Genomic DNA, 12,693 nt, shown 5'->3' with positions numbered 1-12,693 from the left:
CTCACGTCATCTCATAGGGGAGCAACTCCATGTACGACTACGACCTGTTGGTCGTAGGGTCGGCCAACGCCGACCTGGTGATCGGTGTCGAGCGCCGGCCCGCGGCCGGGGAGACCGTGCTCGGCTCCGACCTGGCCGTCCACCCGGGCGGCAAGGGCGCGAACCAGGCCGTCGCGGCCGCCCGGCTGGGCGCGCGCACGGCCCTGCTGGCCCGGGTCGGCGACGACGGGCACGGCCGGCTGCTGCTGGACTCGCTGCGCTCGGCCGGCGTCGACAGCGTGGGCGTGCTGGTCGGCGGGGCGCCGACGGGGGTCGCGCTGATCACGGTCGACCCGTCGGGCGACAACAGCATCGTGGTGTCACCGGGTGCGAACGGCCGGCTCACGCCGGAGGACGTACGGGCCGCGGGGAGCCTCTTCCACGCCGCCCGGGTGGTGTCGGCGCAGCTGGAGATCCCGTTGGAGACGGTCGTGGCGGTGGCGGCGAGCCTCGCGCCGGACAGCCGTTTCGTGCTGAACCCGTCCCCGCCGCGCCCGCTGCCCGCCGTGCTGCTGGCGGCCTGCGACCCGCTGATCGTCAACGAGCACGAGGCGAAGGTCATCCTGGGCGACTCGGCGATCGGGGACGACCCGGAGGACTGGGCGCGCGTCCTGCTGGCGAAGGGCCCGAGGTCGGTGGTGGTGACCCTGGGCGCGGAGGGCGCGCTGGTGGCGTCCAGGGACGGGATCTCGCGGGTGGCGTCGGTCAAGGTCGACGCGGTGGACACGACCGGCGCGGGCGACGCGTTCACGGCGGCGCTGGCCTACCGGCTGAGCACGGGGGCGTCCCTGGAGGAGGCGGCGGCGTACGCGGCCCGGGTCGGGGCGGCGGCGGTGACGAAGGAGGGCGCGCAGGTGTCCTTCCCCACCGCCGAGGAGGTCGACGCCCTGTGAAGAAGGCGGGCATCCTCAACCGTCATCTGTCCGGCGCGCTGGCCGAGTTGGGGCACGGCGACGGGGTGCTGGTGTGCGACGCCGGCATGCCGATACCCGACGGGCCCCGGGTGGTGGACCTCGCCTTCCGGGCGGGGGTGCCGTCCTTCGCCGAGGTGCTGGAGGGGCTGCTGGCGGAGCTGGTGGTGGAGGGGGCCACGGCTGCTGCGGAGGTGCGTGACGCGAATCCGGCGGCGGCGGAGCTGCTGGGCGGGTCCCTCACCGAGCTGGAGTTCGTCTCCCACGAACGGCTCAAGGAGCTGTCGGCGAGGGCGCGGCTGGTGGTGCGGACGGGGGAGGCACGGCCGTACGCGAATGTGCTGCTGCGGTGCGGGGTGTTCTTCTGAACTCGTGCCGGAAGCTTCGAGGGAGCCTGGTCCGTCGACCAGGCCCCCTCGGCCTTTCCCCCTCCAGATCAGAACCCCCGCGATCCCCCCAGATCCCCTCCCCAGAAGTCCTGATGCCACGTACGACTCGGCAGGTGGGGGGAGGGTTGTACGGCCGGCAGAATTTTTTTCAGGGCGCCGGCCGGGGGCCGCGTTTCAGGTAGCGGACCAGGTCGTCCAGTTGACCGTGGGCCGGAGCCGCCGCCGGGGCGGGGTCGATGCGGTAGTACGTGGCGGAGGCGGAGCCCGGGAAGACGGGCAGGTCGTCTCTGCCGTAGGGGGGCAGGATGACCCGGATGACGCGCTTGACCCACGTCTGCGGATGCTCGTACACCTCGTCCAGGACGTAACTGCCCTCCCAGGTCACGCCGAGGCCGACCCCTCCCCTCCGCCGTTGTTCGGCCCGGACCCGGTACTCGGGGGAGGCCACGGTGAGGATGTAGTCGGCCGCGTCGAGTTCCTCCTGCATCCACAGCCGCCAGATCTGCGGTTCCTCGGCGGCCGCGTGGTCCGTGCGGGCGTCGATGCCCCGCCGCTTCAGCAGGCCGGCCAGGGTGAGGATGTCCTCCGCGTGGCCGGGTTGGTCGTCGGCGTGGGCGTAGGAGATGAAGACGCGGGGACCGGGTGCGGGCGGCGGTGCCGAGGGGCTCGGGCTCCGGGGGCCGGGGACGGTGTGGGCCGCGGCGAACGCCGTCGACGGTGCCGTGCGGTCGGCCGCGGGCAGGTCCGGTGGCCGGTTCTTGTATCCGGTGCACACCCGTTCCGCGAGTTCCTGGAGAGCCGTGGCGTATTCGGCGGAGTTCCAGCCCAGGTCGTCGATGACGCTGAAGAGCCCTTTGCGGGCGTAGACGTCGTGGGGGTCGGTGAGCACCGGCGCCCGGGGCAGACCGGCCGGGGGCTCGGCCGGGAGCCAGCGCACGAGCACCGGGGTCGCGGCCGGGGCCGGGCCCCGCTGCGCCGGCACGAATCCCAGCCGGTGCTGGAAGAGCGCCAGGTCCTGGCGGCAGCCGGGATCGGCGTAGTACGACGGTGAGCAGAGCGCGACCAGGACGCCGGTCCGGGCGACGAGGTCGCTGTTCGCCGACCCACGTCCGCCACGGCATATCTCCGTGACGACCTCGTGCCCGCTGCGGTCCCGGACCGCGCGCGTCAGATCGCCGTGGAATCGCCACACATAGTTTTCGTTCTCGGCCTGCGCGAAACTGGTGATGAAGAAGTTCGACATGGGCTGCCCCCTCCACTCCCCTGTGCCCCGTGACATCCCAGGCCACCCCAAAGGCCCCCTGATGTTGGCCAGTTGAGACCTCGCCCGTGGTCAGCGGTTCTGCGTACGTTGGGTGGGGGACGTCTGCGAGAGCCATGCCGCCGATGGTCGCGGCCCGAAGACGCACCGGCCCCCTGGAGTTGATCGGGGGGTCAGGGTGGAAGAGCTGTCGCGGTACGGGGAATCTGTCGGGGGCGTCGTATGCCCACCCGTTCGGCCATGGGGTGACAGTACGGCATTCGGCGAGCCGGGTGGCAGGTATCAGGGACCTACGTGGAACGACACTTCTCCACCCGCAATTCCTTGGCCAAAGCCTATTGTTTCGGTGACGCCCGAAGGGCGGACACGACTGAAGGCGTTCGACCAATTCGTCGTCAAACTGCACAGCCGCTGCAATCTGGCGTGTGATTACTGCTACGTCTACGAATTACAGGACACCGGATGGCGGGATCGCCCGCGGACCATGCCCGAGGCGGTACGCGAACGCCTTCTGGAGCGGATCGCGGAGCATGTGCGTCAACATCGGCCCTCCCACGTTCAGGTGGCGTTGCACGGCGGTGAGCCGCTGCTTGCCGGCCGGGACGTGATCGCCCGGTTCAGCGCTGCCGCCCGGCGGGTCGTCGCCGCGGCGGGAGCCGAGGCCGAGATCGTCCTGCAGACCAACGGAGTCCTGCTCGACGACCCGGCCCTGGAGACATTGCTGCACCACGGCATCAGGGTCGGCGTCAGCCTGGACGGCGACGAACGCAGCCATGACCGGCACCGGCGCGGCCCGGCGGGCGGTCGGCACCGGGGCAGCCATGCACGGGTGACCGCCGGACTCGCCCGGCTGACCGCTCCGCGCTACCGGCACCTGTTCGCCGGGCTGCTGTGCGTGGTGGACCCGGCAGCGGGAGACGCGGCCGACGTCTTCGACGCCCTCGCCGGCCATGCCCCGCCGGCCATCGATTTCCTTCTGCCCTACGGGACTTGGGACCATCCGGCGCCGGGCGCCGGCAGCGGCGCGCACGGACGGTGGCTGTGCGCCGCCTTCGACCACTGGTGGGCCACCGGGCGTCCGACACGGGTCCGGCTCTTCGAATCGATCATGGCCCAGTGCCAGTACGGTGCCGGCAGCAGCAGCGAGGTGATCGGAACCCTGCCCGCCGCCGCTGTGGTCGTCGAGTCGGACGGGTCGATCACCTGGGCGGGGTCGCTGAACGCCGTCGCGGACGGTGCCGCACAGACCGGAGGAACAATATTCAGCCACTCCTTCGATGCCGTGCTGTCCCTTCCCGGGGCGCCGGAGCACGGCGTGGCAGCACTGTGCCGCACGTGCCGCGAGTGTCCCCTGGTGACCGTCTGCGGCGCCGGACTCCGTGCTCACCGCCACGGTCGCGGGCGGGGCTTCGCCAACCCCTCGGTGTATTGCAGGGACCTCTCCCTGCTCATCCGCCACATCCAGACAAGAGTGAAAGGATATTGACAGGTTTTCCGGAAAAGGGGCGCGCGCAGGGGCGCCGACCAGCGCGAATGACGAACGCTTCACTCTCTGTTGAGCGAGAGGAGACCTGATGTCGAGTTTTCCGGGGCTCGGCGAGGGCAAAAACTCCTATGCTAGAGCTCAATTGACGTTGCCGCACAAGCATGCCGAAGTCGCTGCGCACGCCGATGTCGATGTGGGGCTATGGGGCAAGGACCAAGCCGGGGTTGTTCGGGAGGCAGGCCCTTGGGGGGTTGCAGTGGGGCCTTTGTTCTACACCAGCTATGCCAGTTCGGCCGGTGACAGAGGACCGGTCGAACGGTTTCACATCGATGTCCAGAACGAGATCTACAGCGTGTTGGGCCGCAGCCCCGCGCACGAGGGCCGGCTGAAGCACGCCGAGCCCGCTCCGGGCCCCGATCCCGCGGTCCTGTCCTGTCGTTCGATGCTGGTGCTCTACTCGGCCGACTACCTCACCGATGCCCAGTGCGCCCGGGAGTGGTCGGTCTTCCGCGAGCGCCTGGACCGCCGAACCCGGCAGACCGGTGAGCAGCCGGACTGTCTCGTCGGCGTGGTCTGGCGCACCGAGGGCCTTGTCCTGCCCCGACTGGTGGCGAACACGGGCCACATCGTCGACGAGGAGTACGAAGGCCCCGGTGTCATGGGCCTGCTCCAGGCCCCGGACCGGCGCGGCCGCTACCGCCACCTCGTCCGCAGGGTCGCCGAACGCCTGCTGCGGGCCGCCCGGGCACCGCTGCCGGCCATGACCGAGGCGGAGAGCCGCCAGGTGCCGTCCCGCTTCGGACCGAGCCGGACCGGCCCTCAGCAGCGCGAGGACACCCCCGCGCCCCGCCCTCCCGAGCGGGAACGCCGGGCGGTGCTGGTCCTGTTGACCGGCACCCGGGACCGGATGCAGGGCCTGCGGGACTCCGTCGGGGCGTACGGCGACACGCCCGAGGAGTGGCGTCCCTTTCGCCCGCACAGCGACGAACCCGCCCTGTCCGTGGCCGGACGCGCGGTGCGGGCCTGCGGGACCGAGCAACTGACCGTCCGCACCCCGGAGCTGGGCGAGCCGGACGTGCTGGCCGGTGTCGACGAGTCCGCGGTCGTCATGCTGCTGGTCGATCCCTGGCTGTCGCGGGACCCGGCGTTCTCCACGCTGTGGGTCCGGCTGGCCCGGGCCCAGGCGAACATCGCCGCGGTCGTCGTGGTGCTGCCCCGGCTGGACGAGGAGAGCCGGCAGAGCGCCGGCTCTCTGCGGGAGTCGCTCGCGCTGACCCCGGCCAGGCTGCTCGGCGCCTCCCACCACGAGGTGGGGTCGCCCGAGTCGCTCACGCTCGCCGTGGCGGCCGTGATGGCCGACTGGGGAGCCGGTGCGGGAGACACGGGACCGCCACCGGTGCCCGCCGGTGCCGTGTCCGTGGAGAGTTCCGCCGAGCGCCGTATCCGCAGGCAGCGTGAACGGGTCGGCTGGTTGAAACGAGGAGCGGGGCCGTGGCCCCCCTTACTGGGCAGAACACCTGGCGAGTCGCTGGGCGGGGGATGAGCACGTGGGGCGGGGGATGGGGACGACCGGCCGACCGGCAAAGATCATTTCGTTCTATTCGTTCAAAGGCGGGGCGGGGCGCACCATGGCCCTGGCGAACACCGCCTGGATCATGGCGAGTCAGGGAAAGTCGGTCCTCGTCGTGGACTGGGACCTGGAGGCGCCCGGACTCCATCTCTATTACGGCGCCTACCTCCCGGTGTCCGATCTGAGTCACGGCTCCGGAGTGCTCGACATGTTCTCCGCGTTCGCCGACGCCGCCACCACCGGCACCGACATCCCGGAGGACCTGCGGGCCCTGCACGCCGAGCACACCAACTTCGACCGCTACCGGGTCAGACTCGACCACCGTTTCCCCAAGGGCGGTGAGCTGCACTACATCGGCCCCGGCCGCATGGACGACGACTACGCCAACCGGCTGCACGAGTTCGACTGGGGCAAGTTCCAGGCCAGCGACGACGGCAGGGAGTTCCTGGAGGCGCTGCGGGCCCGGATGCTGCACGAGAGTCCCTACGACTACATCCTCATCGACAGCCGTACCGGCTTCTCCGACGGCGCGGGCATCTGCACCCTCATGCTGCCGGACACCGTCGTCATCACCCTGGCCATGAACCGGCAGGCCATCCAGGGCGCCCATCAGATCGCCCAGCGCCTCAAGCGCTCGCCCCGGCCCATCCGGCTCCACGTCCTGCCGATGCGCATCGACACCTCGGAGAAGATCAGGCTGGAGAGCTGCCTGGCGGAGGCCCGCCAGGCGCTCGACCCCTACCTCGACCTCGCCGACGAGTCCGCGCTCGCCGTCTACTGGGGCCAGGTGCAGGTGCCGTACCGGGCGTTCTACGCCTACGGCGAAGAGCTCGCCGTGATGGAGGAGGACCCCCGGCAGTCCCACTCCCTGCTCGCCGAGTACGTGAAGGCCGTCGCCCGGATCACCGACGGCGACGTCACCGAGTTCAGCCGGGTCGCACCCGCCGACCTGCTCCGCTACCACCGGCTGCTCGACTCCCTGCGGCACAAGACCGCGCAGGTCACCGAGCCGCAGACCCTCAGCATCGTCCACGCACCGAACGACCGGCTGTGGGCCGACTGGATCACCGAGCAGCTGCGCCCGGCCGGCTTCGAGGTGGTGGCGCATCCGAACCACGGCGACCCCGCGGAGGCGCTGCCCGACCCGGACTACGTCCTGGCCCTGCTCTCCCCGCACCTGACCGGAACCCCGGCCGAGGAGACGGTCAGACGCCTCAACAGCGAAGCCCTGCTGGGCAGTCGGCCCCGCGAGCAGCAGGTCGTCCGGCTGCGTCTGGGGACCGCCCGGCTGGCGACGTACCTCGACTGGCCGGGCACGCCCGACCTGGCCGTGCCCAGCGAGGAGTCGGCCCGGCGCACCCTGCTGACCCAGTTCGGTCTGCGCCCCGGGGAGGAACCCCAGCCGGCTCCGGTGGCGGGGCCGCGCTTCCCCGGGCTCAGCCCGGCGGTGTGGAACCTGCCCATGCCCAACGCCGGATTCGTCGGACGCGGCGATCAACTCACCGCGCTGCGCGCGCAGTTCGAGTCCGGGGCCGCCGCCTATTCGGCACCCCAGGTGCTGTACGGCATGAAGGGCGTCGGCAAACGGCAGATCGCCCTGGAGTACGCGCACCGCTTCGCCTCCCAGTACGACCTGGTCTGGTGGATTCCCGCCGCCGGCCCCGATCTGATCCGGGAGTCCTTCACCGCGCTGGCCCGGGCCCTGAACCGCCGCTCCGGCGGCGCGCGGACGGGCGAGGACCCGGAGGCCGTACTGGACGACCTGCGGCAGCGCCGCCACGCGTCCCGGTGGCTGCTCGTCTTCGACGGCGCCGCGAGCGAGGCGACCGTCGAACCCTTCATCCCGGGCGGTGGCACCGGGCATGTGCTGCTCACCTCCACCAACTCCCGCTGGTCGGACCGCTTCACCTCGCACCTGGTGGACGTCTTCACCCCCGAGGAGAGCCTGGCCCTGCTCAGCCGGAAGCTGCCCGGCGCGAGCGACGAGGAGCTGGCCCGGCTGGCCGAACGGACCGGGCATCTGGCCCTGGTCGAGCAGACCGCGGCGGCCGATCTGCGGCGCTTCCCGCAGTCCGTCGACGCCTACATCGCGCGGCTCGACGACGGCGGCCTGCCGCGCCCCGACGAGGAACCCGACTCCGAGTACCACGCCTTCGCGCGCATCCACCGCCAGGCCTACGACGCCCTGCTGGCGAGCTCACCGGCGGCGGGTCGCATCCTGCAGCTGTGTTCGTTCCTCTCACCCGACGGCGTGGGCCTGAACGTCATCCTGTCGAAGTGGATGCTCTCGGTGGTGCGGGGCCTGGAACCGGGGCTGACCGACACCCTCGAGCTGCAGAGCCGCGTCAAGCGCATCGACGACCACGTGCTCGGCGTGCTCGACTACCGCTCGCGCACGCTGAAGGTGCACCGGATCGTGCAGGACCTGGTGCGCGGCTGGATGTCCGACGAGGAGCACGAGCAGGCACGCAACCAGGCCCTGACGGTACTGGCCGACATGGTCCCCGAGGACATGGACCGGCACAAACCGGAGTTCCGCGAGATCTTCGCCGAGCTCGACCGGCACGTCCTGCCCTCCAAGGCACCGGAGAGCGACAACCCGAAGGTGCACGGCTGGCTGGTCAGCCAGGTCTACCACCGCTGGATGTCCGGCCGCTGGACCGCGGCCCGGGAACTGGGCGAACTGGTCCTCGACCAGTGGCGGACCGCCCGGGGCCCCGACGACACCATGGTGCTGCGCATGGAGTCGCAGGTGGCCGCGGCCTACCGGATGCTCGGCCGGTACCGCGACTCGCTCCGGCTGAGCCGGCACGCGGTCCACACCCAGCGCCGCCAGCAGGTCCGCGGCCAGGGCCCCGACCTGTACACCCTGCTGGCGAGCCGGGGGTACGCGGCGGACCTGCGGGCCGAGGGCGAGTTCCGGGACGCCTTCGAGGAGGACAGCCGGACGTTCTCGGGGCTGAACCGGCTCATCGGCAGCCCGCACAACGCGACCCTGTCCGCCTCGCACAACCTCGCCTGGTCCAAGTACTTCATGGAGGGCGCCGAGGCGGCCGTGCGCCAGCAGCAGTCGACGTACGACCAGCGCTGCCAGGTGATGCCCCCGGACGATCCCTGGACCTGGGTCGCCTACGGCGACCTCGGCACCTTCTACCGGGAGGCGGGTCAGCTGGACGCGTCGGAGCAGTACCTGGTGGAGGCGCGCAACCAGCTGCACGTCATCGCGGGGGAACACTCCCCCCACACCCTGAACGTGGTCGCGAGCCTGGGGCTGACGATGATCCGGCAGGGCCGGGTGCAGCACGGCCAGCCACTGCTCCAGAACGCGCACGTCGGATTCCGTGAGCTGTGGGGCGACGACCACCCGAGCACGATGTCCTGCCACATGGCGGTCGCCATCGGACTGCACGCGGAGGGGCTGACCACGAAGGGCCGGACCACCGAGGCCGCGGAGTACATCCGGGAGGAACTCGACCGGTACGTCCGGGCGTTCGGCGACAGTCACCCCTTCACCGGCATCTGCCACAACAATCTGGCCCTGTATCTCCTCGGCCGCGAGGAGACCGCCGAGGAGGCCGCCGAGCACGCGCGCAAGGCGGTGCACCAGCTCAAGGAGAGCTTCGGCCGCGCCCATCGCTTCACACTGGTCGCGCGGATGAACCAGAACAACTGTCTGACCGTGTTGGGGGAAGGGACCAGCGTCGAGCGGGCCACCGAGGACGAGGACATCTACCAGGGGTGCCTGCAGCCCTCCGCGTGGGGAGCCCGGCACCCGGTCACCCTGACGGCGATGGCCAACCTCCTGTCGTCCCGGCCGGAGGCCCACCAGGAACTCGCACCGATCCTCAGCCGCCGCGTCGACGAATACTTCCCGGAGGGCCACCCCCTCGCCATGACCCTGCTGGCCAAGCCGTACCGCAGGACCGGAGCCGATCTGGAGGTGCAGAGTGTCTGATCCCTCGGGCGTGACGGCCGAGGCTCACGGGCGATACCGATACCCCGACGGTGAGAACCCCCAGATGGCCGAACTCGCCGTGCGTCTCGGACAGTTGCTCAGCACCGACGGCCTGGCCCACCTGGTCCTCTACGACGGCGACCTGGCCAAGGTGGTCCTGGACGCCGACGTGTCCGGCGACACGGACGACGAGGGCGTCCCGCTGCTCTCCCGCTTCCACGAACAGGCGGGGCGGCGCCTTTACTACCTTCTTGAGGAACTGGAGCCGGATTTCGCCGAATTACGCACGGGCGCCCTCATCCGAACCGTGCTCCGCGTCCCGTCGGGCGCCATTTTCTATTACCTCGTGGAACCCGGACTCCACCTTTACGGCGCCACTACCGCGGCAGACCGGATCGGCGAACTCGACGAACTCGTCGCCGACTGCGTCAACGACCTCCGGACCGTGGTCAATTACAGTCCGCTGGATTTCGGTTCCTATCTGAGCCTGAAGTCGGAAACGACCGCGCGGCCCACGTCCTGGTCCCGTTCCGACGATCCCGCCCCGGAGGACGGCGCTGTCGTGAACGCCAGCCACCCCACTCCCGGGCCGGTGATCGATCCGCTGCGGACGGCACTGGATCTGGACGGGCTCCACTACATCGCCTACTACGCCGGGGACGTGTACAGCGCGGACATGTTCCGCCACCCGGCGCTTCGGCGGTACTTCGTCGCGACGACCCCGCAGCGGCGCCGCGACAAGTACGGCCGCATGGGCCTGCTGCTGCCCGGCGTGGCCCGCCGGATGAACGCGTCGCTGAACGCCGTCCTGGAGGGCGAGGTCCTCCAGATCGTCCTCGACGTCGAACAGGGCGCCGTGTACTACCACGCCCTGCCGGGCCAGCGGTACCTCGTGGGCGTCACCCTCGACCAGTCCCGGGTGGCCGAAGCGGACCAGCGGGTCGGGCGGCTCGGGCGAGAGCTGGCGGATGGCTGAGGAGAAGGCTCCCTCGGCACCCGACGGGAAGGCCGCGGGGCACCGGGCCGGTGGCCGTCACGCCCTGCTGCTCACCCTCGTCCTCCCGCTCCTCATCGCGGGCGCGGGCCTGCTGACCGGCCACTTCTGGACCATGGAGACGCAGGCCGAGGTCGGCCTCTACGGCCACCTCACCGCCGGACTGCTCGCCATCGGCCTCTACGGCAGCGCCGGCGGCGTCGGGCGGCCCGGGAGCCGGGGGGACGTGTACCGGATCGTCGTCGCCATCACCTTCGGTGTGGTCGTCAAAGCGGCCTTCATCGCAGGGGTGTTGTGGCTGGCGTTCCGGGGGAAGCCGGAGTATCTGGTGCTCGCGGTGGCGATGGCTCAGATCGATCCCCTCTCGGTGTCGGCGATGCTGGAGTCGCGTGACATGTCGCCGCGCGCGAAGTCGCTGCTGGCGGCGTGGGCGTCGTTCGACGATCCGGTGACGACGGTGCTCGTGGTGATCCTGGGCTCGATGGTGCTGCCCGACGCCGGGAGCCTGTCTTCCGGTGCCACGTCGTACGCGCAGACGCTGGCCGGGAACGCGGTGCTGCTGGTGCTGGCGGCCGGGGTGTGGCTCGTCGTACGGCAGCCGCGGGCACGGCGGGACGAGCCGGTCGGGTCACGGCGGGCGGCGGTGCAGATCACCGCGCTGGTGGCGCTGCTGGCGGTGGCGACCTGGCAGTTCCTGATGCTGGGGCTGGCGGTGTCGGCGTTGTTCTTCCGGCCTCCGCTGGGGCGGTGGCTGAGCCGGGCGACCAACGCGGCGCTGTGGGTGGCCACGTTCCTGCTGGGGATGCTGCTGGCCGAGGGCGCCGACTTCTCGGCCGGCGTGGTGCTGGGAGTCGCCACGTTCGTGGCGCAGGGTGTGGTCGGTGCCGTGGTCACTCTGGGCTTCCCGGCCCGCGACCGCACCTCGCTGTGTCTGAGCCAGCAGAACGGCATCACGGCGATCATTCTCGCCCTGCTCCTGGAGCCCGCCCTGCCGGAGGCCGTCGCCGTCATCGCACCGGCGATCCTCGTCGTGAACCTGCTGCATCTGACGTCGAACGCCGTGCTGGCCCGGGTCCGTCCGGGGCGGGAGCGGCTCGCGCAGCTCACCGACGTCCTGATCACGGTCAGGGACTCGGACCAGGACCGTGCCTCCGGTGGCACCGGCCGGGAACCACCCGCCCCCAGCGTGCATCGCTGAGGCCGGCGGCCTCGGGGCGGGCGGCGAAGGAGGCGGATCCTCCCCGCCCGCCCCTGCTCGGCAGGCCCTCAGTCGGTGTTCTCCACGAACCGTCGGGCCGTCTCCGCCAGTACCTCCCGCCCGTCCCGCGCCCACAGCGTGTCGTTGAACAGCTCCACCTCGATGGCGCCGGTGTAGCCGGCCGCCTCGACATAGCCCTGCCACTCGCGCATGTCGATCGCGCCGTCGCCGATCTGGCCGCGGCCGGTGAGGACGCCCTCGGGCAACGGGGTCGTCCAGTCGGCGAGCTGGAAGGTGTGGATGCGGCCCGTGGCGCCCGCGCGGGCGATCTGGGCGGGGGCGTTGTCGTCCCACCAGAGGTGGTAGGTGTCGACCGTGACGCCGACCTGGTGGGCCGGGAAGCGTTCGGCGAGGTCCAGGGCCTGGGTCAGGGTCGACACCACGCAGCGGTCCGACGCGTACATCGGGTGCAGCGGCTCGATGGCCAGGCGCACGCCGTGCCGCTCGGCGTAGGGGCCCAGCTCGGCGAGGGCGTCGGCGATCCGTTCGCGGGCGCCGTGCAGGTCCTTCGAGCCTGCGGGCAGGCCGCCCGAGACCAGCACCAGCGTGTCGGTGCCGAGCGTCGCCGCCTCGTCGATCGCGCGGCGGTTGTCCGCCAGGGCCGCGGCGCGCTCGTCCGCGTCGAGCGCCGTGAAGAAGCCGCCCCGGCACAGCGTCGTGACCGTCAGACCCGCGTCGCGGACCAGTTTGGCGGTCGCCTCGACACCGTACGACTGGACCGGCTCCCGCCACAGGCCCACCTGGGTGATGCCCAACTCGGCGCAGGCGTCCGCCAGTTCCGGCAGCGACAGCTGCTTGACCGTCATCTGGTTGATGGAGAAGCGGGAGAG

9 protein-coding genes are annotated in these 12,693 nt (G+C 71.1%); 7 read left to right on the top strand and 2 right to left on the bottom strand.

All coding sequences use genetic code 11. The features are described 5' to 3' along the window. Window positions 1-29: 29 nt before the first annotated feature. Together ACFUO4_RS12125 and rbsD are read left to right on the top strand one after the other, a co-directional pair. Window positions 30-932 (top strand): ribokinase, encoded by a 903-nt coding sequence (locus ACFUO4_RS12125; RefSeq protein ID WP_383483033.1) that lies wholly within the window; start codon window positions 30-32, stop codon window positions 930-932. Then, the gene (gene rbsD / locus ACFUO4_RS12120; RefSeq protein WP_383483030.1) at window positions 929-1,318 is read left to right on the top strand and encodes a D-ribose pyranase; all 390 of its coding nucleotides are present in this window, start codon (window positions 929-931) and stop codon (window positions 1,316-1,318) included. Before ACFUO4_RS12125 ends, rbsD begins: the two co-directional genes overlap by 4 nt. Before the next feature lie 169 nt (window positions 1,319-1,487). Here rbsD and ACFUO4_RS12115 read toward each other — a convergent pair whose 3' ends face one another. After that, window positions 1,488-2,582 carry a hypothetical protein gene (locus tag ACFUO4_RS12115; protein WP_383483027.1) on the bottom strand — a complete coding sequence of 365 codons (1,095 nt, stop codon included), beginning with the start codon at window positions 2,580-2,582 and terminating at the stop codon, window positions 1,488-1,490. A 112-nt stretch (window positions 2,583-2,694) separates the two neighbouring features. Between ACFUO4_RS12115 and ACFUO4_RS12110 the strand changes: the two genes are divergently transcribed. From ACFUO4_RS12110 to ACFUO4_RS12090, 5 genes are all read left to right on the top strand, one after another. Then, window positions 2,695-4,086, top strand: a complete 1,392-nt coding sequence (locus ACFUO4_RS12110) for an FxsB family cyclophane-forming radical SAM/SPASM peptide maturase (RefSeq protein ID WP_383483024.1) — start codon at window positions 2,695-2,697, stop codon at window positions 4,084-4,086. A gap of 265 nt (window positions 4,087-4,351) precedes the next feature. After that, the gene (gene fsxC, locus ACFUO4_RS12105; RefSeq protein ID WP_383483021.1) at window positions 4,352-5,629 is read left to right on the top strand and encodes an FxsC protein; all 1,278 of its coding nucleotides are present in this window, start codon (window positions 4,352-4,354) and stop codon (window positions 5,627-5,629) included. 16 nt (window positions 5,630-5,645) lie between these two features. After that, on the top strand, window positions 5,646-9,611 hold the full coding sequence (gene fxsT / locus ACFUO4_RS12100; protein ID WP_383483018.1) for an FxSxx-COOH system tetratricopeptide repeat protein: 3,966 nt from the start codon (window positions 5,646-5,648) through the stop codon (window positions 9,609-9,611). A 64-nt stretch (window positions 9,612-9,675) separates the two neighbouring features. Then, a complete protein-coding gene (locus tag ACFUO4_RS12095) occupies window positions 9,676-10,587 on the top strand; it encodes a hypothetical protein (protein WP_383483015.1) in 912 nt (303 codons plus the stop codon). Continuing rightward, the gene (locus ACFUO4_RS12090) at window positions 10,580-11,803 is read left to right on the top strand and encodes a hypothetical protein (protein WP_383483012.1); all 1,224 of its coding nucleotides are present in this window, start codon (window positions 10,580-10,582) and stop codon (window positions 11,801-11,803) included. The genes ACFUO4_RS12095 and ACFUO4_RS12090 overlap by 8 nt, the downstream gene beginning before the upstream one ends. A gap of 68 nt (window positions 11,804-11,871) precedes the next feature. Here ACFUO4_RS12090 and ACFUO4_RS12085 read toward each other — a convergent pair whose 3' ends face one another. Further along, window positions 11,872-12,669: a sugar phosphate isomerase/epimerase gene (locus ACFUO4_RS12085; RefSeq protein ID WP_079311902.1), complete on the bottom strand. Its 798-nt coding sequence runs from the start codon at window positions 12,667-12,669 to the stop codon at window positions 11,872-11,874. Window positions 12,670-12,693: the final 24 nt, after the last annotated feature.

This window comes from Streptomyces sp. NPDC057280 (assembly GCF_042668605.1).
GTDB lineage: Bacteria > Actinomycetota > Actinomycetes > Streptomycetales > Streptomycetaceae > Streptomyces.
This window is presented reverse-complemented; position numbering and strand designations above follow the sequence as displayed.